The organism is Trebonia kvetii, assembly GCF_007827045.1.
In the GTDB taxonomy this organism is placed as follows: Bacteria; Actinomycetota; Actinomycetes; order Streptosporangiales; family Streptosporangiaceae; genus Trebonia; species Trebonia kvetii.
Genome location: NZ_RPFW01000001.1, coordinates 1,654,752 through 1,677,901, shown reverse-complemented (window position 1 = coordinate 1,677,901; position 23,150 = coordinate 1,654,752). Strand labels below are relative to the sequence as shown.

General features: G+C 68.6%; 20 protein-coding genes. 7 read left to right on the top strand and 13 right to left on the bottom strand.

Annotation, left to right across the window (positions count from 1 at the left end):
- Positions 1-28: 28 nt before the first annotated feature.
- The 3 genes from EAS64_RS07615 (at position 29) to EAS64_RS07605 (ending at position 3,173) form a co-directional block, all read left to right on the top strand.
- On the top strand, positions 29-802 hold the full coding sequence (locus EAS64_RS07615) for an aggregation-promoting factor C-terminal-like domain-containing protein (RefSeq protein ID WP_246115562.1): 774 nt from the start codon (positions 29-31) through the stop codon (positions 800-802).
- Positions 803-1,266: 464 nt separating this feature from the next.
- On the top strand, positions 1,267-1,974 hold the full coding sequence (locus EAS64_RS44595) for an aggregation-promoting factor C-terminal-like domain-containing protein (RefSeq protein ID WP_246115561.1): 708 nt from the start codon (positions 1,267-1,269) through the stop codon (positions 1,972-1,974).
- Between the two features lie 470 nt (positions 1,975-2,444).
- The gene (locus tag EAS64_RS07605; RefSeq protein WP_246115560.1) at positions 2,445-3,173 is read left to right on the top strand and encodes an aggregation-promoting factor C-terminal-like domain-containing protein; all 729 of its coding nucleotides are present in this window, start codon (positions 2,445-2,447) and stop codon (positions 3,171-3,173) included.
- A gap of 74 nt (positions 3,174-3,247) precedes the next feature.
- Here the strand turns inward: EAS64_RS07605 and EAS64_RS07600 are convergent, their stop codons facing one another.
- The 6 genes from EAS64_RS07600 to EAS64_RS07575 form a co-directional block, all read right to left on the bottom strand.
- A complete protein-coding gene (locus EAS64_RS07600; RefSeq protein ID WP_145851917.1) occupies positions 3,248-5,692 on the bottom strand; it encodes a serine/threonine-protein kinase in 2,445 nt (814 codons plus the stop codon).
- 19 nt (positions 5,693-5,711) lie between these two features.
- Positions 5,712-7,358, bottom strand: coding sequence for a fumarate hydratase (locus tag EAS64_RS07595; RefSeq protein ID WP_145851916.1), 1,647 nt, complete (start codon positions 7,356-7,358; stop codon positions 5,712-5,714).
- Between the two features lie 355 nt (positions 7,359-7,713).
- Positions 7,714-8,652, bottom strand: a complete 939-nt coding sequence (locus tag EAS64_RS07590) for a DUF559 domain-containing protein (RefSeq protein WP_145851915.1) — start codon at positions 8,650-8,652, stop codon at positions 7,714-7,716.
- A gap of 280 nt (positions 8,653-8,932) precedes the next feature.
- A complete protein-coding gene (locus tag EAS64_RS07585) occupies positions 8,933-9,760 on the bottom strand; it encodes an ABC transporter permease (protein WP_145851914.1) in 828 nt (275 codons plus the stop codon).
- Entirely contained in the window at positions 9,717-10,562 is an 846-nt protein-coding gene (locus EAS64_RS07580; protein WP_246115559.1) for an ABC transporter ATP-binding protein, read from the bottom strand. The genes EAS64_RS07585 and EAS64_RS07580 overlap by 44 nt, the downstream gene beginning before the upstream one ends.
- Positions 10,559-11,041 carry a MarR family winged helix-turn-helix transcriptional regulator gene (locus EAS64_RS07575; RefSeq protein WP_222849066.1) on the bottom strand — a complete coding sequence of 161 codons (483 nt, stop codon included), beginning with the start codon at positions 11,039-11,041 and terminating at the stop codon, positions 10,559-10,561. The genes EAS64_RS07580 and EAS64_RS07575 overlap by 4 nt, the downstream gene beginning before the upstream one ends.
- Positions 11,042-11,305: 264 nt before the next feature.
- Here EAS64_RS07575 and EAS64_RS07570 point away from each other — a divergent pair, with 264 nt between their 5' ends.
- Complete coding sequence (locus EAS64_RS07570) at positions 11,306-12,910, top strand: MFS transporter (protein WP_145851913.1); 1,605 nt, start codon at positions 11,306-11,308, stop codon at positions 12,908-12,910.
- Positions 12,911-12,976: 66 nt separating this feature from the next.
- On the opposite strand, the gene EAS64_RS07565 is transcribed toward EAS64_RS07570, so the two are convergent.
- Positions 12,977-14,308: a glutamine synthetase family protein gene (locus tag EAS64_RS07565; protein WP_246115558.1), complete on the bottom strand. Its 1,332-nt coding sequence runs from the start codon at positions 14,306-14,308 to the stop codon at positions 12,977-12,979.
- A 22-nt stretch (positions 14,309-14,330) separates the two neighbouring features.
- Between EAS64_RS07565 and EAS64_RS07560 the strand changes: the two genes are divergently transcribed.
- Positions 14,331-14,927 (top strand): DUF1707 SHOCT-like domain-containing protein, encoded by a 597-nt coding sequence (locus EAS64_RS07560; protein WP_246115557.1) that lies wholly within the window; start codon positions 14,331-14,333, stop codon positions 14,925-14,927.
- 127 nt (positions 14,928-15,054) lie between these two features.
- On the opposite strand, the gene glpX is transcribed toward EAS64_RS07560, so the two are convergent.
- The 5 genes from glpX to EAS64_RS07535 form a co-directional block, all read right to left on the bottom strand.
- Positions 15,055-16,086 (bottom strand): class II fructose-bisphosphatase, encoded by a 1,032-nt coding sequence (gene glpX, locus EAS64_RS07555; RefSeq protein ID WP_145851910.1) that lies wholly within the window; start codon positions 16,084-16,086, stop codon positions 15,055-15,057.
- Positions 16,087-16,140: 54 nt separating this feature from the next.
- Complete coding sequence (locus tag EAS64_RS07550) at positions 16,141-16,782, bottom strand: DsbA family oxidoreductase (RefSeq protein ID WP_145851909.1); 642 nt, start codon at positions 16,780-16,782, stop codon at positions 16,141-16,143.
- A 52-nt stretch (positions 16,783-16,834) separates the two neighbouring features.
- A complete protein-coding gene (locus EAS64_RS07545) occupies positions 16,835-17,122 on the bottom strand; it encodes an exodeoxyribonuclease VII small subunit (protein ID WP_246115586.1) in 288 nt (95 codons plus the stop codon).
- A 1-nt stretch (position 17,123) separates the two neighbouring features.
- Complete coding sequence (xseA, locus tag EAS64_RS07540) at positions 17,124-18,323, bottom strand: exodeoxyribonuclease VII large subunit (RefSeq protein WP_145851907.1); 1,200 nt, start codon at positions 18,321-18,323, stop codon at positions 17,124-17,126.
- A gap of 95 nt (positions 18,324-18,418) precedes the next feature.
- Positions 18,419-18,964, bottom strand: a complete 546-nt coding sequence (locus EAS64_RS07535; protein ID WP_145851906.1) for a DUF8129 domain-containing protein — start codon at positions 18,962-18,964, stop codon at positions 18,419-18,421.
- A gap of 209 nt (positions 18,965-19,173) precedes the next feature.
- On the opposite strand from EAS64_RS07535, the gene EAS64_RS07530 reads away from it, so the two are divergent.
- Entirely contained in the window at positions 19,174-20,115 is a 942-nt protein-coding gene (locus tag EAS64_RS07530) for a 4-hydroxy-3-methylbut-2-enyl diphosphate reductase (RefSeq protein WP_145851905.1), read from the top strand.
- Between the two features lie 34 nt (positions 20,116-20,149).
- On the opposite strand, the gene EAS64_RS07525 is transcribed toward EAS64_RS07530, so the two are convergent.
- Positions 20,150-21,289, bottom strand: a complete 1,140-nt coding sequence (locus tag EAS64_RS07525; RefSeq protein ID WP_145851904.1) for a DNA recombination protein RmuC — start codon at positions 21,287-21,289, stop codon at positions 20,150-20,152.
- 132 nt (positions 21,290-21,421) lie between these two features.
- On the opposite strand from EAS64_RS07525, the gene EAS64_RS07520 reads away from it, so the two are divergent.
- Complete coding sequence (locus EAS64_RS07520; protein WP_145851903.1) at positions 21,422-23,095, top strand: ATP-binding cassette domain-containing protein; 1,674 nt, start codon at positions 21,422-21,424, stop codon at positions 23,093-23,095.
- The last annotated feature ends 55 nt before the right edge of the window (positions 23,096-23,150 follow it).

The window sequence follows — 23,150 nt, the reverse complement described above, 5'->3', positions numbered from 1 at the left end:
GACTGCGTTGTCACGACATCGGACAGCGATGCTGGCGGAGCGACCGCGAGCGTCGGACGACGACTCGCTGACTCCTGTCGCTGGCCCGGCTGGCACCGGCCCCGCGAGCACCATCCCGGCAGGATCGCGGAGCACGCGCAAGAAGAAGCGCGGGCTGCTGCGGCGGACTGGCATCGCGGTGCCCGCGGCGTGTCTCGCCCTGCTGCTCGTCGTGGTGGTGTGGGGAGCGGCCAAGGTCATGAACCCGAAGGGCACCGGCGCGAGCAGCCTCTTTGAGTCCATCGACGGCCTCGGCAACAGCGGCTCGGTCGCGTTGCTCGAGCAGGAGCGGCAGACGCTGATCGCGATGACCGCCGCGTCGAAGACCCTCACGGTCGCGGCCAAGCCGGTGACGGCCAATCCCTCGGAGATCCTGGCGGCGGAGAACTCGAGCACGTCGACCTCGACCCAGACCACCGGCGGCACCGGCGTCACTACGCTGGCGGTGCCCGCGGACCCCACAGCCGCCGAGCAGACCGGCAAGAGCATGCTCGCGAGCTTCGGCTTCGACACGGCGACGCAGTGGCCCTGCCTGTACCAGCTGTGGCAGCGCGAGAGCGGCTGGAACGTGTACGCGGAAAATCCCTACTCCGGCGCGTACGGCATCCCGCAGTCGCTGCCCGGCAACAAGATGGCCTCGTCCGGCTCGGACTGGCAGACGAACCCCGCTACGCAAATCAATTGGGGTCTTGGCTACATTAAGTCGACCTACGGCACGCCCTGCGGCGCGTGGCAGAACGAGGTTAATTACGGCTACTACTGACCTGCATTGGCGATGTGAGCCGAGCGGAGAAATCACCTTAAATGGCGGATGTGATCTTGGTCACGTCTGCCATTTAGTTTGCCCAATTTATACGTTTAATCAACGCTTTTCCTTGCCCCGCCTGGGTTGCAAGATGAACTGTGATCTGTATCACGTACCATGACAACGTTTAACCCGGCGATTCTTTGGGATTTGCATTTGCGGAAGCACCCTGGCCGCGTGATGGTTACCACCTGGGTGGCCTGGCACCCTGACCCGTGCCAAGTCCGCGGCCCAGCGCATGCGCTTTCTCCGAATGCTGATTGCCGGAGGGGGAATCGCGCCCGCTCGTCAAGGGTGACGGCAGACGTTGACCGCACGGTGCGGTAACGCGTCCAACTGAAGGCTCTCCTTTGGCACGGCAACTGCCACGCCTCGGTTCGATCAACCTTTCTCGCAGGGTCACCGTTCTCGTCGTTGGAGGCGTGCTCTGCCTCACGGCGACCGGGACCGTGGCCGCCCTTGGACGGGCATCGCCAGCGTCGCCGATCGCGGCCGCTGATGTCAGTTACGTTCACTCACAGACCAATGGCCGCGCGGCCCGGGCGGCTCAGGCCGTCCTCACCAGCCAGATCGTCATCATGCGGGCGGCGGGCCGGGCCGCGGCCGCGCGGGCCGCGGCGAACGCCGCACGCGCGGCGGCCCAGCGCGCCGTGGCGGAGCGCGCGGCGGCGGAGCGCGCGGCCAGGGCTCGTGCCGCGGCGGCGCGCGCCGCCGCAGCACGAGAGGCGGCCAGGCAGGCCGCCGCTCAGGCGGCGGCACAGCGGGCCGCGGCCGAGCAGGCGGCGGCACAGCCGCCAGCGGTGCAGCAAGTCTCAGTGCAGCAGGTTCCCTCGGGGACGCCACAGCAGATCGCCGAGCAGATGCTCGCCGAATACGGCTGGGCGGGCCAGTTCTCCTGCCTCGACTCGCTGTGGCAGCAGGAAAGCGGCTGGAACGTGTACGCGGAAAACCCGAGTTCGGGCGCGTACGGGATTCCGCAGGCGCTGCCCGGAGGGAAGATGGCGTCCGCCGGCTCGGACTGGCAGACGAACCCGGCTACGCAGATCCGCTGGGGTCTTGGCTACATCCAGGGCAGCTACGGCTCCCCGTGCGCCGCATGGGGGCACGAGGAAGCTTTCGGCTGGTATTAGGCACAAGCGGGGCCCGGATCATCATCCGGGCCCCGTTCGTCATCCCCGGACGGCCGGCCGGCAGCCCGGAGATCCCGTGCGCGACAGCGAATATACGAACACGTTATGAATTCATCCAGTTACTCATTGTGAGAAAACGAGATGGATTTGCCGAAGTGGCTCAGCTCACACAGGTTACCGGCAGGTAACGGTAATCCAGGCGAGAGCGGCGATTCGTGCCTGCAATGGCTCACCGACTGTCCTGAACAGGGGAAACGGCGGAATGCCAGCGCAACGGGGGCGTGTTATACGACGCGATTGCAAACAACAGCACCTCGCCCGCGAGATCAATGGCCGCCCTGAGCGGCCGGCGCCTTGCCCCCGCGCCAGATCCGCGTGCCGATGCCTGCCGCGCCTTTTCCCTCCGCGCGGATGGTGGCGTCAGAGGTGGAAAGCGATCGCGCATAGCGCGAATGACCAAAGGTTCTCTTTTGGCAAGGCATTTCCCCCTGCCCTCGTTCTTCTCCGGCAAGCGTGCCCGGGTGGCGACGGTGGCCGCCGCCGGCACCCTCACCGTCGCGACGGCCATTTCCGCTGCCGCCGCCGTGCTCCCCGCCACCACCGCCGCGGCCTCGTCGAGCACCGCCACCGCCTCGCCGACCGCGTTCGATCACCGCCAGGTGACGATGGCGGCGCACGCCGTGCGGACCACCGACGCTCTCGCGGGCAAGCAGGTGGCGGCCTTCGACCACATGCGCGCCGCGGCCGAGCACCACGCCAGGGAAGTCGCCTCGAGCAAGGCGGCCGCCGCCAAGGCCGCCGCGGCGAAGGCTGCCGCGGCGAAGGCCGCCGCGCATAAGGCCGCGCTGGCGAAGGCTGGCGCTGCCAAGGCTGCCGCTGCCAAGGCTGCCCACCCCACCGGCTCGCCGCGGCAGATCGCGCAGCAGATGCTTGGCCAGTTCGGCTGGAAGGCAAGCCAGTTCTCCTGCCTGGAGCCGCTCTGGTACCACGAGAGTGGCTGGAACCCGAGCGCCATGAACCCGAGCTCAGGCGCGTACGGCATCCCGCAGGCGCTGCACGGATCGCTGATGGCCAGCGCCGGTTCCGACTGGCAGACCAACCCCGCCACGCAGATCCGCTGGGGACTCGGCTACATCCACGACCGCTACGGCTCGCCGTGCGGCGCGTGGACGCACGAGCAGTCCGCCAACTGGTACTGATCGGACCGCGATAGCAACGCAGCAGGCCCGGTTCCCTAGGGGAACCGGGCTTGCTGGCTTGTCTTGCGAGCCGGTCAGCTCGTGACGATCTGGAAGGTAGACAGTATCTTCTCGGCCGTGGGCAGCGTCTCCTGGTCGAAGTTGCTTGACGGCGACCGGAAGTAGAACGCGTAGTCTTGCGCCCCGGCGGAGGTCGGCGCGTGGTAGAAGATGTCGTCCGCGGTGTACTGGACTCCCGCTCCCTTGAAGTTCCAGTGGAACTTCCAGATTGCGCCGTTGGTGTGCCTGACCGGAACCGGATCGATGGCCTCCAGCTTGTAACCGGGGTACGTCCCGTTGCCCACGGCCTGCTTCTCGACGCTATGCGCCGCGACGACCATGTCCGGGGTGGCCTGCGACGTCATGTCGACCTCGAACTTCATGTTGTCGGGGCCGAGGAAGTCGGTGACCGGGCCGCTGCGCTGCTCCTTCCAGCCCGACGGAATGTCGATCGTGAATCCGGCGACGGCGGGACTTCCCGCGTCTGCCGCGGTCACCGTGTACGAGGTGAAGCCCGACGGGAGCACCGTAGACGGGTCGTTCAGCGCGTTGACCGACTTGTACTTGACCGGCGTGTCCGCCACCGAGGGTGCCGGGGTGCCCGTGCCGCCGGCGGTGCTCGTGTTGCCCGCGTTGGCGGCGTTCTCGTTGGTCTTGTTCTTGTTCAGTGCCAGCGCCGTCCCCACGCCGATCGCGGCCGCGATGATGACGGCCACCGCGAGCCAGATGACCCAGCGTGCCCCGCCCCGGCGCCGGCCCGCCCGGCCGCCGCCTGAGCCCGGCGCGTACTGCTGCGCGAGGTCCGGGTACTGCTGCGAGGGACCTGCGTACTGGCCGCCCTGGGGAGCGTACGGACCGGCGCCCGGCGTGTAGGGTGCCGTGCTGCCCGCGTACGCGGCCGCCGCCGCGTTGCCGTGCCCGTAGCCGGATCGCGGGTCCTGAGCCTGGGGGGCCGGGCGGGATGGCTGCGCCGGGCTCGCGGGGCTTGCCGGGCTCGCCGCGGAGAACGTCGGTGTCATCCGGTCGGATGGCTTCGAGGCGGTGAACGACGGCGTGGGCCGGGGAGGCGCAGGATTGCGCTGTTGCCCGGAGCCCGGCGGGACGGGCCGTGGCTGCGGCGGCGCCGCCGTGTCCTCCCGCGCCACCGGGATCGCGACCTGGGTGGGACGGTAGCCGAGCGGGCCGTCGTCGGCGATCACGGTCTCCGCGCCGCGGTCGCTCTCCGTGACCGGACGGGCGTCGAGCAGCGTGGCCGCGGGCTTCGCCTCTCCGGCCACGGCATCGGCGGCCGCCGGCTCCGCAGCCGCACCGGCCTCGTCCTCGGTCTCCGCCTTCGCCTTCGGCGCGACCTTGGCCGGTGCCGGTTCCTGTTGCGCCGCCTGCTCCGCGTCGCTGCCGGAGCCCGCCGCGCCCGGCGCGGCCACCGCCTTGGCGGCGAGTTCAGCATCGGCCTCGGCGGCGGCCGCGGCCGCGGCAGGCTCCTGCACGCCGGCTGCTTCGGGCGCCTCATCCCGCGAGGGACTCTTCGGCGGGGTCACCGGGGCGGACACCCCTGGGGCGGCCGGTGGTGGCACGAACTCGGCGAGTGCCGTCGGCGGGTGCGCCACGGCGGGCTTCTCGGCGGGCGCTTCGGTGAGCCGCGGCAGCACCTGTGCGAACATCCGCGCCGCTGCCCCCGCGGACGGCCGGGTGGACGGATCGCGGCGCAGCAGCGCGGCGATCAGCGGCGCGAGCTCGCCGGCGTGCGGCGCCACGGGTGCGTCCTCGTTGATGATCGCGGACATCGTGGTGATCGCGCCGCCGCGCTGCTCGTACGGCCCGCGCCCCTCCACGGCCGCGTAGAGCGTGGCACCGAGCGACCACAGGTCGGAGCCGGACGTGGCGTCGCCGCCCCGGATCCGCTCGGGCGCGGTGAACCCGGGTGAGCCCATGACCATCCCGGTCTGCGTGAGCCGGGGGTCGCCCTCGAACTGGGCGATGCCGAAGTCGGTAAGCACCGCGCGCTCGTCCCAGCTGTCGCCGATTTTGTCGGTCGCGATCAGGACGTTGCTCGGCTTCACGTCGCGGTGCAGCACGCCTGCGGTGTGCGCGGCCGCGAGCGCGGACAGCAGCTGCTGGCCGATCCGGCAGGTGCGCGCCGCGGAGAGCCGGCCCTCGACGGTGAGCACCGCGTCGAGTGACCGCGAAGGGACGAGTTCCATGACGATCCAGGGACGGCCGTCTTCCTCGGCGACGTCGTACACCGCGACCACGCCGCGGTGCGACAGGCGCGCGGCGGTCCGTGCCTCGCGCAGCGTGCGCTGGTAGGCGTTGCGCTTCTCGTCCTCGCCGATCATGGCCGAGATCACGACCTCTTTGACCGCCACGTCACGGTCAAGAAGCTGATCGCGCGCACGCCACACCACGCCCATGGCTCCACGTCCGATGGGGTGCTGCAGGTTGTATCGCCCGGCGATGACCCGTCCTGTCATAGGGGGCATAGCCGGACCATATCAGCGATTAGGGGTGGCTGCCGATTGACAGCAACGGGCCGGCGGCCTCGGCAAAGAAATCGTTGCCCTTGTCGTCGACAATGATGAAGGCGGGAAAGTCCTTGACCTCGATTTTCCACACCGCCTCCATGCCAAGTTCCGGGTATTCCAGCACTTCAACCTTGGTAATGCAGTCCTGCGCGAGTCGCGCGGCAGCGCCGCCGATCGAGCCGAGGTAGAAGCCGCCGTAGCGCTTGCACGCCTCCGTCACGGCCGCGGACCGGTTCCCCTTGGCCAGCATAACGAACGACCCTCCGGCTGCCTGGAACCGCTCCACGTAGGAGTCCATCCGGCCCGCCGTGGTCGGCCCGAAGGACCCCGACGCATAGCCCGCGGGAGTCTTCGCGGGACCCGCGTAGTAGACGGGGTGATCGCGCAGGTAATCGGGCATCGGCTCACCCGCGTCGAGCCGCTCGGCGATCTTCGCGTGGGCGATGTCCCTGGCGACGATCACCGTCCCGGTCAGCGAAAGCCGCGTCTTTACCGGGTACTTGGTCAGCTCGGCGCGAATCTCGGACATTGGCCTGTTGAGGTCGATGGCGACGACCTCCGCCGCGTCGTCGGTGACCGACGCGGGGTCGGGCAGGTACTGCGCCGGGTCGGTCTCGAGCTGCTCAAGGAAGACGCCGTCGCGGGTGATCTTGCCGAGCGCCTGCCGGTCAGCGGAACACGAGACGGCGATCGCCACCGGGCAGGACGCCCCGTGCCGCGGCAGCCTGATCACCCGCACGTCGTGGCAGAAGTACTTGCCGCCGAACTGCGCGCCGATCCCGATCTTCCTGGTGATGTCAAGAACGGTCTGCTCGAGCTCCAGGTCCCTGAAACCGTTGGCGTCAAGCGATCCCGCGGTGGGCAGGGTGTCGAGATACCGGGCTGAAGCATATTTGGCGGTCTTGAGCGCGAACTCCGCACTGGTGCCGCCGACCACGATGGCCAGGTGGTACGGCGGGCAGGCCGAGGTACCGATGGTCCGGATCTTCTCCTCGAGGAATGAGGCCATCCGGGCCGGGTTCAGCACCGCCTTCGTCTCCTGGTACAGGTACGACTTGTTAGCCGAGCCGCCGCCCTTGGCCATGAACAGGAACTTGTACGCGTCGCCATCCGTCGCGTAAAGCTCAATCTGTGCGGGCAGGTTCGACCCGGTGTTCTTCTCGTCCCACATGGTCAGCGGCGCCATCTGCGAGTAGCGCAGGTTGAGCTGGGTGTAAGCGTCGTACACCCCGCGGGCCAGGTGCTCCTCGTCACGCCCGTCGGTGAGCACTCCCTGGCCGCGCTTGCCCATCACGATGGCCGTCCCGGTGTCCTGGCACATGGGCAGGATGCCGCCGGCCGCGATGTTGGCGTTCTGCAGCAGGTCGCGCGCGACGTAGCGGTCGTTGGGCGAGGCCTCGGGGTCGTCGAGGATGGACCGCAGCTGCCGCAGGTGCGACGGGCGAAGCAGGTGGGCGATGTCCCGGAAGGCGGTCCGGCTCAGCAGCGTGAGCGCCTCAGGATCAACTGACAGGAACGACCGCCCGAACGCCTGCGTCGCCTCGACGCCGGCTTCGGCGATCTTCCGGTAGGTGGTCTCGTCGTGCCCGAGCGGCAGCAGATCCGTGTAGGAGAACTCAGCCATAGCTCAAGCTTAGGACCGCACGGCAGCCCCAACGGGCGTGAGTTTCGTCGCTATGGTTCTGCATGGATATTTTGCGGGCGTATACCGAACTTCCCGACTTGTTTGGGTATCCGCAACCTTGTATCGTGACGGTGTGCGGCGGCGCTGCGCCACGCGGTGCCCCCGTCCGCTGTGGACTTGCTCGCCACGCAGTGCCCCCGTCTGCGGAGGCTGAGCGGCGGCGCCGTCGCACTCGAACAGGCTTCAGCCTGTTCGAGTACCTCCGGTGCTCTTCCAAGATCTGTTCTCGTCTTTTGCCGTGGGGGACGACCCCCCACACCCCCCGATGCGCGCTGCGCGCGCAAGGCTTGGGTGGTTAGACCGGAGTCAGGGATGCGAAGGCCTTGCGGATGCGGGCGATCACTTCTTCGGGATTCTGGAAGAGCTCTCCCCACGTGAAGTGGACCACCTTGTAGCCAAGATCGCGCAACTGCTGGTCTCGTTTCAGCTGCCGGATGGCGGCGCGCTGATCGGAATACTTGATCGCGCCGTCCGCCTCGGCGATCACCCGGTGCCTGGGCCAGTAGAAATCCACGCTGTACCGGAAGTCCGGCCCGGTCACCGAGAACTGCAGCTCCGGAGCCTCCAGGCCGTGCTCATCGAAGACCACCCGAGCACACGACTCAAGTACCGATTCCGCGCCCGGGTCGGCGAACTCGACGACGCGCCGTGCCTTCCGGATGCCCGGCCACCGGGGACAGTCGTGACAGGTCGCAAGAAGCGCCGCCTTGGTGGTGAGATCCTCCCGCAGCGCCGAGTCGGCCGTCACGACCGCCGGCATGAAGGGCGAAACGCGCGCCAGGTCAACCACCGTCCGTGCCACCGAGGTCACCCGCGCCCCGAGTTGCTTGGTTACATGCCCATCGGGCAGCTCCGCCCTATGGAAGAAGATGCCGTCAGATTTGCGTCGGCCACTGCTCCTCATCCGCGTCCTGGTCATAGTCACCATGTCCGGCGGGGCTGGAAAGAGGTCAAGGCCGTGAATCAACGCGGCGGACTGATGACTGGCAACGCTGTCACGGCCAACCGAAGCGGCCGCCGCAATAACCAGGAGTGCATGGCCTCGCGCGGGACTCACGTTCGACCACTCGATGGCGGATCGCGTCGCGTAGACCGAGTACCAGACCCGAATCAGTCCTCCCGACCGGACGAGCGACCGGATTCGTCCATCAGACAGTCCCGCCCGCCGCCATTCGGCCGCGCTGAGAACCCTCATGTTACGTATTGCATCCAAATCTGCACGTTGCGTCACCATCTCATAATGCGTTCATTTCATGACGAAGTAAACGAATACCGAACGCACACGGCAAACCGCCCAGCCCTCGTCTTTGCTTAGGCGGCGACCACACATTGCTTACTCGGCGGCCAAAATCATCCACTCCTCTTAACTGGCAGCCATGCTTGCGCCCGATTTGCGGCAAATGTCGCACGCTCGGCTAAGCAGAGTGGTGATCGGAGACATTCCGCTAAGCAGAGTGGCGGGCGGTCGGCCCGGAGAAGGGGGCGGGTGGTCGGCCCGGAGAGGCCTGGAAAGGTCAGCGGTTGGCTAGGCGGGGGAGGAGGAGGGCGGCGCAGGTGATGGACGCTACGGTGGCGCCCGCCAGGACCGTCGCGTCGAGCCAGAGGTTGGTCGCGGTGCCGATGAGCAGGCCGCGCAAGGCCTCGACCTCGTAGGTCAGCGGGTTGACCTTGGAGATCACCTGGAGCCAGCCGGGCATGATCGACGCCGGGTAGAGCGCGGATGAGCTGAAGAAGAGCGGCATGGTGATGGCTTGTCCGATGCCCATGAGCCGGTCCCGCGCCACCACAAGCCCGGCGATGGACATGGACAGGCAGGAGAAGAAGGCCGACCCCAGGGCCAGAACAAGAGCCGCCCCGATGAGCCGGAGCGGGTTGGCGGTCAGGGACACTCCCAGGAGCGCCGCGATGATCACGATCATCACGCCCTGGACTAGCGAGCGGACGCCGGACGCGAATGCTTTCCCTGTTATCAGGGCCGAGCGGGGTGTCGGCGTGACCATGAGCTTGGTCAGCACGCCTGCGTCGCGTTCCCAGATGATCTGGATGCCGTAGAAGATCGCGATGAACAGGGCGGACTGCGCCATGATGCCCGGCGCCAGGTAGGCGAGGTAGGGAATCCCCGCTGGCGTCGGGATCGCGTGCACGCGGGTGAAGACCTCGCCGTAGATGAGCAGCCACAGCGCCGGCTGGATCGCCCGGGTGTACAGCTCGGTCCTGTCGTGCCTGATCTTGCGCAGTTCGACCCAGCACAGCGTCACGATGCGGCTGGACAGCCGGCCGACGGAAGAGATGAACCCGTCAGCCAAGCCGGCGGGCGGTGCGCCGGGCGCGGCGTACGTCACGGATGCCTCCTTCTTCTGCGGTCTTGTCGAGGGTGTCGCCGGTGTAGTGGCGGAATACGTCGTCGAGCGTGGCGTCCTCTCCTAGTCCGCCGCGCAGCGTCGCCGGAGTACCGGTGACTCGGATCTTGCCCCGGTGCATCAGCGAGATCCGGTCGCAGTAGCTGTCAGCCTCGTCCATGTAGTGGGTGGTCATCAGCACGGTCATCTGGTGTTCCGAACGGAGGCGTGCGATGTACTCCCAGACCACGCCGCGAGCGATGGGGTCGAGGCCGACGGTCGGCTCGTCGAGCACCAGCAGCCGCGGCGCGCTGATCAGGGACTGCGCGAGTTCGAGCCGTCTGATCATGCCGCCTGAGTAGGTGCCTGCCAGCCGCCCGGCGGCCTCGGTGAGTCCCATGGCGTCGAGCGCCTCGGAGACCCGCTGCCGGCGGAAGCGCCGCGGCACGTCGAACAGCCTGGCGAACAGCTCCACGTTTTCCACGCCGGTCAGGTTGGCGTCGGCGGACAGTGCCTGAGGCACGTAGCCGATGGCCCGCCTGACCCGCATCGGGTGCGCGGTCGCGTCAATGCCGAAGACACGGACCGTGCCGGTAAATGGCTTGAGCAGCGTGGTGAGCATCCTGATGGTGGTGGTCTTGCCCGCGCCGTTCGGCCCGAGCAGGCCGTACATCTCCCCGGGCGCTATCGCCAGGTTCACGTGGTCGACGGCCAGGTGCGTGGCGAACTGGTAGCTCAGGTCCACGCAGTCGACGGCGTTGGTCAGGGTCTCGGCAGGGGTGATCGAGGCGGCGCTGACGCTCACAACTTCTCCATCTGCTCGGCGAGCCGGGTCAGTGCGGGGATGGCGGCCACGAGGGCGCGCCGGTCGGAGTCGGACAGGACCCCGATGGCGCGGCCCGCGAGATCTGTCCTGATGTCCTGCCACTGCTCGATTCGCGCGGCGCCCGCCTCGGTGAGGGTCAGCCGGACCGAACGCCCGTCCGTCTCCACTCGATCCCGGCTGAGCAGGCCGTCCTCGGCGAGCTTGCTGACCATCGTGCTGACGCTGTTGGGTGCGAGCCGCAGTTCCGCCGCCGCCTCGGCGACGCCAATGCCCGGCCGCCTCGCGGCAAGTCGCAGCAGCTCAGAACGGGCGGGCGGTAGCGCCTGCGCCTGCACGGAGGCCCGGACCGCGCGGCGGGCCACCCGGCGCACGGCGCCGATCGCGGCGAGGAGTTCGGCCGCCTCGGCTTTGGCCGGCTTGGCCGGCAACGCCTGCGATGTGGCACTTACATCGTTCACAGAGCTAACTATAAATGCATAGCCCGTCACCGCCAAGAGGGGCACAGTGGTTACAGACGAGATAGATGTTCGTGATACCAAATCTAGTCACGGACAGTCATCATGTGTGTACTGGGATCTTGCGGGTAGCGGGTGGCGAATTCCGAAAACCCCGTGCGAGCGGATGGGTCTGAGGGGTGGAAGTGACTCCTGTTCATCGCACCCCGCCTCAGAGATCCGACGTGCCCGCCACCGCCAGGGTTGCCAGTGTTCGAAGGAGCGCACATGGCGACTACGTCAGAGACCACGACTAGCAGTCCGTACATCCGGAGTCTCATACCGGCCCGCATCGACCGATTGCCGTGGTCCAAATTCCACACCCAGCTGGTCGTGGCGCTGGGTGTCGCGTGGATTCTCGACGGTCTCGAGATCACCATCGCGAGCAGCGTCGGTCCCGACCTGACGTTGCACAACACGCTCAACATGTCAGCGGGCGCGGTCAGCGACATCGCCTGGTGGTACCTGATCGGCGAGGTAATCGGCGCCCTGTTCTTCGGCCAGTTGTCTGACAAACTCGGTCGGCGGAACCTGTTCATGATCACGCTTGGCGTGTACCTGGTCGGTAGCGGCCTCACCGCGGTGACGCCGAACGGCGGCCACTGGTTCATCTTCCTCTACGCCACCCGCATCATCGCGGGCATGGGCATCGGCGGCGAGTACGCCGCGATCAACTCGGCGATCGACGAGATGATCCCCGCCAGGTTCCGCGGCCGCGTCGACCTGGCCGTCAACGGCACCTACTGGGCGGGTGCGATCCTCGGCACGATCATCACCCTGTGGGCGCTCAACCACATCACGCCCGAGTGGGGCTGGCGGGTCGCCTATCTGGCAGGACCGATCCTCGCGCTGGTCATCATCTACGTCAGGCGTAGCCTGCCCGAGTCGCCGCGCTGGCAGATCATGCACGGCAGGCAGCGGGAGGCGGAGGCGTCGATCAAGCAGATCGAGGACCACGTGGCGGCGACCACGGGCAAACTCCCGCCGGTCGACGAGAGCAAGGAACTGGAGATCCGGCCCACCGAGAACATCGGCTACCTGCACCTGCTGCGGGTGATCTTCCAGCACTACCCGACCCGCGGCGTGCTCGTCGCCGCGCTGATGATCACCCAGTCCTTCCTCTACAACGCGATCTTCTTCACCTACGGCCTGGTACTGGAGTTCTTCTTCCACGTCAGTGCCACCAGCACCGCATACTACTTCTTCGCGTTCGCCGCGGGTAACCTGCTCGGCCCGCTCACCCTCGGCCGGCTGTTCGATACGGTAGGCCGCCGGAAGATGATCTCGGGCACGTACATCCTGGCCGGCATCCTCCTCGCGATCACGGCGGAGCTGTTCAGGCAGGGAGCGCTGAACGCGACCACGCAGACGCTCTGCTGGGCGGTGATCTTCTTCTTTGCCTCGGCAGGCGCGAGCGCCGGCTACCTGACCGCGAGCGAGGTCTTCCCCCTGGAGGTCCGCGCGAAGGCCATCGCGGTGTTCTTCGCCATCGCGCAGCTCTTCGGCGCGTTCGGCTCGCACTGGTACGGCCACCTGATCGGCAACGGCACCGACAGGAACAGCCTGTTCGTCGGCTACCTGGTCGGCGCCGGTGCGATGATCATCGGCGGTATCGTCGCGATCTTCTTCGGCGTCGACGCGGAGGGCAAGGCGCTGGAGGACATCGCCAAGCCGCTGTCGGTCATCGGCAAGCCGGCCACGGCCATCTTCCGGTCCGGCGCCGACCGGGAGGGGATCGACGACATAGCGGGGCCGGCGCCGATTCCCGGCCAGCGTTACGCCGAGCACGACGGTCCCGCGACCACCCGGCCGGACGACGATCCCCTCGCCTAGCCAAGAAGGAATCACAACCGCAAAGCGATAAGCAGAGCGGGAACACGAGTGCCGCAAACACCGGGCTTAGAAATTCAGCCAGTGCTTGCGGCACTCGTATTCGACGTCCTTGCCGCTGAAATGCGCCGCCTCTGAGCGCTTCACCGCCAGGTACGCCGTCGACCGCAGCGCCCCAAGCACGGACATCAGATAGGAGTCTGCCTCGAGCGCGTCGAGTGCCGCACCCAGTGAAGACGGCAGGCGGAATACAGAAAGCCGATCCCGTTCCGATGGATCGAGGACAGCTGGGTCGACAAGCAGCGGCTCGCCGGGATCGAGCGACCGGCGGATACCGTCGATTCCCGCGTAGATGAACGCGCCGAGGGTGAGATACGGGTTACCCGTGGAGTCCACCGGCTTGAGCTCGAGATTGACCGAGCCTGCCGAACCGATCGGCGAGCAGATCCGCAGCGCGGCCTCGCGGTTGTCCGGGCCGTAGCAGGCGAACGCGCCGGACCACATCTGCGGCGCGAGCCGCCGGTAGCTGTTGACGGTGCCGCAGCTCAGCGCCACTAGGCCAGGCAGGTGCGCGAGCACGCCCGCGAGAAAGTGATAGCCGAGAGAGGAGAGCCCGTACTGACCGGAGGGATCCGCGAAGGCGTTGGTTCCTGAAGCCCACAACGACGCGTGCAGGTGGGCGCCGTTGCCCGCCTGCTCCGGCAGCGGCTTGGCCGCGAAGCTGGCCCACAGCCCGTGCCGGATCGCGATGGCCCGCGCGGTCTCGCGCAGCAGGACATGGTTGTCCGCGGCGCGTAGCGCCGTCGCGTGCCTGATGGGTACCTCTTGCTGGCCGTGGCCAAGCTCGGGGTAATAGTGTTCGACCTCTAGACCCTGTTTGATCAGCGCATCGACGAGGTCGATCGTATAGTCGTGCGCCAGGTGGAAACCGGTAGCAGAGTAACAGAGGCTTTCGTCAATGGGGGTAAACGATGCGCCTTCGTGACGTCCAAGGCTGAATTCCGGCTCGAAAGAGGCCTGGAGTTCGTATCCTTCCGCGGCCAGTTCCGCGATCGCCTGCTTGAGAAAGGTGCGCGCGCACCCGTCCCATGGGGTCCCGTCCGGGCTGACCTGGTCGGCGAGCATGGCGGCCGCGCCCGGCGCGTACGGCAGCGTGACGAACGTGTCCGGGTCGGGCTTGATCCGGACCTCACCGACCGGTCCCATTCCCTCGACCGGGGACAGTTCGTCGACCATCGACATCGCCATCATCGCCCGGGTGTGCCCGATGCCCGATTCGATCCGCTCGGCAAGGCGGGCGGCCGCGGCGGATTTCCCCCGGACAATTCCGCCGTGATCGACGTAGAGAAACCGGACCAGCCTGATGTTTTCCCCTGCGGTCCGCCGCAGCACTTCCGTCATGGCGGAAAGGTATCGTCCTATCATGCCTCCGCGCTTCGCGCCTCGTGATCTTCGGGCTTCCGACGGCGACCGGGAGCGTGTCGTCGCGTTGCTGGGCGACGCACTCTCCGACGGCCGGCTTTCGCATGAGGAGTATTCCGAACGGATGCCGCTGGCTCTGACCGCGCGGACGCTGGGCGATCTGGCCGGGCTGACCGCCGATCTGACGGCGCCGGAACATCAGCCGGTCCAGCTTGACGATGGCCGGCCGGTCACGGCGCTGTTCGGCCCCGCGGAGCGGCGCGGGCGCTGGGTGGTGCCCGGCGCGATGACGTGCGTCGCCTCCGGCGGCGAGGTGGTGCTCGACATGCGCGAGGCGCTGCTGCAGGAGCATCACGTCGTGCTCACCGTCTACGCGTTCTTCGGCCGGGTGCGGCTGATCGTGCCCGCCGGGGTCGAGGTCGTGATGAACGGCACCGACATCCTCGGCCGCCAGCGTGGCGGCACGTCGCGCCGGGTGCCCACGTCGTCGGACGTGCCGGTGATCGAGGTCCGCGGCTACCTGGTCGCGAGCGAGGTGCTCGCCCGCACCCCGCCGCGCCCCCGCAGGTTCCTGCCGCCCTGGAGGAGAACTCCTTAGCCCGCGCTCGCCGCCGCGCGCTCGGGACCCCTGCCCTTCCCTCGTCGCTCCTCCCTCGTTCCTCGGTCGTCGCTCCTCAGTCCAGGTCAGGGGCGCGCGCTTTGACTCGCGCTCGGATTGCTCGCGCTCAGTCGTACTTGACGGCGCTGTAGGCGCTGAGCTTCCACAGGGCGTGCTCGCTGACGATCGAGCGGATCGTGCCCGACCGGGAGCGCATGACAAGAGAGTGCGTGGTGGCGCCGCCCGGCTTGTAGCGCACGCCTGCCATCAGTTCGCCGTCGGTGATGCCGGTGGCGGCGAAGAAGCAGTCCTCGGAAGAGACGAGATCGTCGGTGGTGAGCACCCGGTCGAGGTTGTGACCGGCGTCCAGCGCCCGGCGCCGCTCGTCATCGTCGCGCGGCGCGAGTTTGCCCTGGATCACGCCCCCCATGCACTTGAGCGCGCAGGCCGCGACGATGCCCTCGGGGGTGCCGCCGATGCCGAGCATCAGGTCGATGCCGGTGTCCGCGCGGGCCGCCATGATCGCGCCTGCCACGTCGCCGTCGGTGATCAGGTGGATCCGGGCGCCGGCCGCGCGGACCGCATGGATCAGGTCTTCATGCCTGGGCCGGTCGAGGATGACCACCGTGATGTCTTGCGGCGTGACGCCCTTCGCCTTCGCGACCGCCGCGATGTTCGCGCCGGGCGGCGCGTCGATGTCCACCACGTCCGCGGCTTCGTGCCCGGTGGCGAGCTTCTTCATGTAGAACACCGCGGACGGGTCGTACATCGAGCCGCGCTCGGCCACGGCGAGCACCGACACCGCGTTCGGCATGCCGTTCGCGCACAGCCGGGTGCCGTCGATCGGGTCGACGGCGACGTCGACCGCGGGGCCGGTGCCGTCGCCGACTTCCTCGCCGTTGAACAGCATCGGGGCGTGGTCCTTTTCGCCCTCTCCGATGACCACGACGCCCCGCATGGAGACGGAGTTGATCAGCGTGCGCATCGCGTTGACCGCCGCGCCGTCGGCGCCGTTCTTGTCGCCGCGCCCCACCCAGCGGGCGGCGGCCATCGCCGCGGCCTCGGTCACCCGGGCAAGCTCGAGTGCCAGGTTCCTGTTCGGCGCGTGGTCGGCGGGCTCGGGAGTGCCTGGCACGCCGGTCAGGTTGTCATCAGTCATGTCTTGTTACCCGCTCCGATCCTCGAGCCCAGCGCTTTACCTGGGCCCAGACGCTTAGTTGGGCTCAGCGTTCCATGCCTGGTCCAGTGCCCTGGTGAACAGTTCAGTCGGCTGCGCCCCCGACACGCCGAGCGCCATGTCGAACACGAAGAACGGGACGCCGCTGATCCCGAGCTGGCGCGCCTGCGCCTCATCCTGGCGCACCTCGTACGTGTAGGCGTCACCGTCGAGCACCTCGCTGACGGCTGCCGGATCGAGCCCGGCTTCCGCGGCGACTTCGGTGATCACCGCTCGGTCGAACACCTGCCTGGCCTGTGCGAAGTAGGCCTCGTTGACCCCGTCGAGCAGGTCCCGCTGCACGCCCTTGGCCAGTCCGAGGTGAATCACCCGGTGGATGTCGAACGTGTTGCCGATCGGCCGCTCTGGGTCGAAGCCGAGGCCCTCGGCATGCGCGAGGCCCGCCACGCGTTCCTCCGCCTGCCTGGCCTGAGCAGGCGACATGCCGTACTTCGTGCCGAGCATTTGCAGGTTGGTCTCGCCGCGGGACTCCCTGGGAAAGTCCGGGTCGAGTTCGAACGAGTGGAAGACCACCTCGACCTGGTCGCGATGCTCGAACGTGCCCAGCGCCTTCTCGAACCGCGCCTTGCCGACGTAACACCACGGGCAGACGACGTCGCTCCAGATATCCACGCGCATGGCTACAGCCTAGAATGCGGGCGGCCGGCAAGGTATCCCGCCCAGGTGTGACTTAAAAGGGGGCTTCCCCGTTCTTGTCATCCGGCAGGCCGCGATCCCCGGCCCTGGCACTCGCCGGCCCCGCATCCTCGGCCTCGCGGGCGGCCATGGCCGCGGTCAGCCTGGCGCGGGCGCCGTCAAGCCACTCGGCACAGATCGCCGCCAGTTTCTCGCCACGCTCCCACAGATCGAGCGACTGCTCGAGGGTGAGCCCGCCCGCTTCGAGCCGCCGTACCACGTTGGCGAGCTCGTCGCGTGCCTGCTCGTAGGAGATGGTTTCACGATCTGTCACGGGAAAAATCCTACTCGTGATCCGCGTGGACGGTCAGTTCGTCTTCGGCGAACCGAATGGTCAGAAGCTCGCCGCCGGAGACCTCCGCCGCCGAGCGGACGACGCCGCCGTCGGCGTGCTGCGCGATGGCGTAGCCCCGGCGCAGCGTTGCCGCGGGGGACAGGGCGAGCAGCCTGGCCTTGGTGTGCGCGATGTCGTCGCCCGCCCGGGTCAGGCTCGCGTCGAGGCACTGCCTGGCCCGCCGCGCGAGTGCGTCCACCTGCTCGGCCTGGCGTTCGATCTCGCGGACGGGATCGGCGATGGCGGGGCGCGACCTGGTGGCGTCGAGCCACGCCTGCTCGCGGTCGAGCCAGCCGCGCATGCACCGGCGGGCCCGGTCGCGCAGCTGAGTGACCAGAGCGAGCTGCTCGGCTACGTCGGGCACGATCCGCTTCGCGGCGTCCGTGGGCGTGGAGACGCGCAGGTCCGCTACGTGGTCGAGGAGCGGTGAGTCCTGCTCGTGCCCGATGGCCGAGACCACCGGGGTCCGGCAGGCGGCGACCGCTCGCAGCAGCGACTCGTCGGAGAAGGGGAGTAGGTCTTCGAGTGAGCCGCCGCCCCTGGCGATCACGATTACGTCGACCTCGGGGTCCGCGTCTAGCTTCTTGACCGCTTCGATGACCTCGCCGGCCGCGTACGGGCCCTGCACGGCGGACTGCTCGATCCGGAACCTGACGGCCGGCCAGCGTCGCTGCGCGTTCTGCACCACGTCACGTTCCGCCGCCGATCCACGGCCGCAGACCAGCCCGATGACGCCGGGCAGGAAGGGCAGCGGGCGCTTGCGCTCCCTGGAGAACAGCCCCTCGGCCGCGAGCTCCCTGCGGAGCTTTTCCAGCCGGGCGAGCAACTCGCCGATGCCCACCGCACGGATCTCGAGTGCGGTGAGGGCGAAGGAGCCGCGGGTGGCGTTGAAGTCCGGCTTGACGAAGATCACCACGCGGGCGCCCTCGGCCGGGTTCACCACTTCGAAGATCTGCCTGCTGCAGATCACCTGTGCCGAGACGGCCGCGATCGGGTCGCGCAGGGTGAGGAAGACAGTGTTGCCGCGCTTCTTGCACTCGGCGATCTGCCCTTCGACCCAGACCCGGCCGAGCTTGCCGATCCAGCCGCCGACAGCCTGCAGCACGGTGCGAACCGGCACTGGTGCTTCCGCGGATGTCTCAAGGGCCATGACTCAATTGTCTCTCGGGGGTACGACACGGCGTACGCCCCGCCGTCCCGGCGTGTCGGCCTGCTAGTTCGGCACGCCGGGACGGAGGAACGGGATCAGGCCTCGGACTCGACCTTGGCGATGCGGCGCTCGAACATGGCGACGACGTCCTCGCGCGCCGCGTGGCCCTTCTCGTAGGAGATGAGCTCGGCGAGCTGCTCGATCGAGAGGTTGCGGAGCCTGGCGCGCAGCGACGCGATCGACAGCTCGTCATAGTTGGCGATGGGAAGCGCGGCCGGCTCGGCCTCGCTACCCGCGGACGCCTCAGGCCCGACGGAGGCCTGGGGCTCGGCGACCGCCGCGGGCTCGGCCTCGGCGGTCGCCTCAGGCTCGGCCTCGGCGACTGCCGCGGCCTCCGGCTCAGCGGGGGCCTCGGACTCCACCGTGACCTCAGGGCCGACGGAAGCCGCTGGCTCTGCCACGGTTTCGGCTGCCACGGTCGCTGCCGTCGCGGGGACCTCGGGTTCTGCCGCTGCCTGTGGCGCGGCGTGCTTCGGGCGGATCCTGTCGGTGACCGAAAGCAGGGAGCCAATGCCGGCGAACATCGCCCGCAGCGCCGAGGCCGGGACGTCCTTCACGCGCTCGTTGACCGGGACGCGCATATCACACACTCCTCGGGAGAAAAACGATAGAGCTCCAGTCTGCCCGAGGAACCGCCGCGCCGTTGTGTCTTAATAAAGGTGCGACCTTCGCTTTTCTACCTTGGTACCAAAAATCGTCACCAAACGGACGCCGCACGTCTGCATGGGGTCATCCGCTAACAGCCGGGCGTCTGGCGGAGCGGCCGGCACGCTCGCCTACCATGGGAGGCATGTCTGAGACCCACCGACGGGTCCTGCTGGCAAAGCCTCGTGGCTACTGCGCAGGGGTCGACCGGGCCGTGCAAGCCGTGGAGATCGCGCTCGGCAAGTTCGGCGCACCGGTATACGTGCGCAAGCAGATCGTGCATAACACGCATGTGGTGAGCGAGCTCGAGAAGCGCGGCGCCATCTTCGTCGAAGAGACCGATGAGGTTCCCGAGGGCAGCGTGGTCGTATTCTCGGCGCACGGCATCGCGCCGCAGGTCCGCGACGAGGCGCGCCGGCGGAACCTGGTAGCCATCGACGCGACCTGCCCGCTCGTCACCAAGGTGCACAACGAGGCGAAGCGGTTCGCGGCCGGCGACTACGACATCCTGCTCATCGGCCACGAGGGCCACGAGGAAGTCATCGGCACCACCGGCGAGGCCCCGGAGTTCATCCACCTGGTGGACGGTCCCGGGGGTGCGGACGACGTCCAGGTGCGTGACCCCGCAAAGGTGGTCTGGCTTTCGCAGACCACGCTGTCTGTCGACGAGACGGTGCAGACGGTCTCGGCCCTCAAGACGCGATTCCCGCAGCTCATCGACCCGCCGAGCGACGACATCTGCTACGCCACGCAGAACAGGCAGGCCGCGGTCAAGGCGATCGCGCCCGACTGCGACGTGGTGATCGTCGTAGGCTCGCGTAACTCCTCCAATTCCGTCCGGCTTGTCGAGGTGGCCAAGGACGCGGGCGCGCGCGCCGCCTACCTGGTCGACGACGCGGGCGAGATGGACGAAAGGTGGCTGGCCGGCGTCACCACCGTGGGCCTGACAAGCGGCGCCTCGGTGCCCGAGGAACTGATCGCAGGGGTGCTCGGCAAGCTGGCCGCGCTCGGCTTCGGCGACGTCGAAGAGGTCGAGGCGATCAAGGAGCGGATGTCCTTCCAGCTCCCGCGCGAGCTCCGCAAGTAACTCCAGGATCATTCCGAACGGGTTCGTGCTTCGCCTACGGCAACGGGTCCGCCGTGACGAGTTCCGGCGCCGACAGCGGCCGCGCCGTCTCGGCCACCGCGTCTGGTGCGGTCAGTTCGGCCTCCACGACGCCGAGGGCCGCGAGCTTTCTCGCGCTGACCAGAACCCGCGTTTCCAGGGTCCCCACTGTCTTGTTGTAGGCGCCGACGGCGGACGTCAGCTCCTTGCCGAGGCGTTCCAGGTGTCCGCCCATGCCGGACAGCCTGTCGTACAGCTCCCTGCCGAGCTCGAACACGGCCCGCGCGTTCTCCGATAGCGCCTGCTGCTGCCAGGCGTACTGGACGGTGCGCAGCATCGAAATGAGTGTGGTCGGCGTCGCGATGTGCACCCGGCGGGCGAGCGCGTGTTCGAGCAGCGCCGGATCGTACTCGAGTGCGGGCGCGAGGAACGCCTCGCCGGGAATGAACATGACCACGAACTCCGGCGTCTCGGCGAGCGCCGACCAGTATGACTTGGAGCCGAGCTGGTCCACGTGCGCCTTCAGGTGCCTGGCGTGCGCGGCGATGCGCGCCTCGCGGGTCGCCTCGTCCGCCGCGGACGCGGCCTCCAGGTAGGCGGCGAGCGACACCTTGGAGTCGACAACCACGTTCTTGCCGCCGGCCAGTCGCACCACCATGTCCGGCCGCAGCCCGCCGTCGATGATGACCTGCTCGTCGAAGTCCACATGCGCCGCCATGCCCGCGAGCTCGACCACCCGGCGCAATTGGAGCTCACCCCACCGGCCGCGAGCCTCCGGCCGCTGCAGCGCGCTGACCAGCGCCCTAGTCTGCTCCCGAAGCTGGTCCGTGCCCTCCCTGGTGAACTTCACCTGCTGCGCGAGCTCGGTGTGCGACCTGATGCGCGCGTCGTCGGACTCCCGCAGCTGCCGCTCCACGCGGGCGAGTGTCTCCCGCATCGGCCCGACGAGCTGCTCGACGTCGAATCGCTGCGCGAGCTGTCCCTCGGCGAGTGCGGATTTCTCCGCCGCGGCCCGCTCGAGGATCGCCGCCCGCTCCTGGGCCGCGCGGGCCCGCTCTGTCGCGGTGGCGGCGACGGTGCCGAGCCGGTTGCGGGCGAGCAGGTAGCCGAGCGCGACGCCGATCGCGATCCCGGCAAGCAAGGCGAAGACGGTCATGGGTTCAGTATTCGACAGGGCACTGACAACCCAGAGGGTAGACACGCGAGGTAGCCGGAGAGAATAGGGAGCGTGCAGGCGGCCATCGAGGCGCGCGCGATCGGGCAGCGCGGACGTGCAAGGAGCGTTACGTTGCGTGACGCGTCGTTGACTATCGGGTGTGGTGAGCTGGTCGCCATCGTCGGCGGCGCGGGATCGGGCAAGACGACGCTGCTCGATGCCCTTTCCGGGCTGCGGCCGCCGTCCTCCGGCGTCGTCGTCAGGCAGAGCGCCGCATCGCAGATCGGTTATGTCCCTGACGCTGACACCCTCCCCAACGTGCTGCCGCTCGGCCGCGCGCTGCATTACACGGCGGGGCTCCGCGGCATCCGGGCGCCAGGCGGCCTGATCGACGGCATGCTCCGCCTCGCGAACCTGACGCGGAGCGCCGCCGTTGCTGTCGCCGACCTCGACCCGGGGGAGCGCAGGCGGGCCGCCATCGCGGCCGAACTGCTCGCCGGGCCCGAGCTGATGTTCCTCGAAGAGCCGACGGCTGGCCTCGACCCGGCCCAGGGCGCCGAAATCATGCGGCTGCTCCGCGGCCGCTGTGACGAGGGCATGACCGTGGTGCTCACGACGAACCGGCCGCTCGACGCCGTACGCTGCGACAAGGTTGCGGTCCTGGCCACCGGGGGGCACCTGGCCTACTACGGCACGCCGGAGGGCGCCTGCGGCTACTTCGGCGCGGACAGCCTCGATGAGATCTACGAACGGCTGGCGGGGCTCGGCGATCCCGCGATGGCGTGGTCGCGGCGCTTCTTCCATTTCTCGCAGACCAGGGCCGGGTTCCTGCCCGCCCTTGCTACGCCGCCCGCCCCGGGGCCCGCGGTCCTGCTGCCCGATGCGGCGGGGCCGCACTCGGCTGGCAGCCCGAGCGTGACGCTCACCGCGACCGACCCGGACGACGACATGGCCGGCCTGGTGCCGCACGCCAGGGACGAAATGCCCGCCGATGAGTGGCCAGGCGACGAGCGGAACTGGGCGGCGGAGCAAGCCGGCCCGTCAGGACCGGCTCAGCGGGACCCGGGCTCGGCGGGTCCGGCCGCGGCCGCCCAGGCCGGTCAGGCTGCGGTTCCCGCGTGCGGTCGCGGGACGGCGCGCGCCGCTCGCGTGCTGCGGCCTGCCCGCCAGCTGCCACTGCTCGCCGGACGGAACGCCGCGGTGCTCGCCAGGTCCGTGGCCGCCCGCGTGGTGTTCACGGGCCTCCCCCTGGCGCTGCTCGTCGCCATTGCGCTGCTGATCGGCTTGGGCGCGCTCGACGGTCATCCGGCCGCCTCGGCCTGGCTTGTGGCCGGCGGGTTCGGTCTCGGCCTTGGCTACGGGCTACCCCAGGTCCGCGACGAGCTCGGCGTGCTGCGCGCCGAACGCTTCGTCGGACTCAGCTCGACCGCCTACGTGCTGGCGAAGGCCGCCATCGTGCTGCCTCTCCTTGCGGTCGCCGACGCGGTCGTACTCCTGGTGCCCGCGGCCTCCTCCCGGCTGCCCGCCGGGTACGGCGCGGTCTACCTGACGGTCCTGCTTTCCTCGGTGGTCGCGTACTTCCTCGCCCTGCTGATTTCCGTGTCTCTCCAGGCGCCCGCACGGGCGCCGACTCCGGCCGGCGCGGCATCGGTTCCGCTTACCCTGCTCGTCGCCGCGCTCATCATCGTGCTCGACCGGGCGGCCTGGGAGAACTGGGTGCTGCTCGCGGCGCTCGCGGTGCTGCTGGTGATGGCGGCGAGCATCGTCATCGACCGCCGCAACCCCTGTCCGCGCAACGCCGGCTAGGCACGTCCCGCTGACCGCCGTGGCCTGTGCGGACGGCTTGATTCCGGGTCGTGCC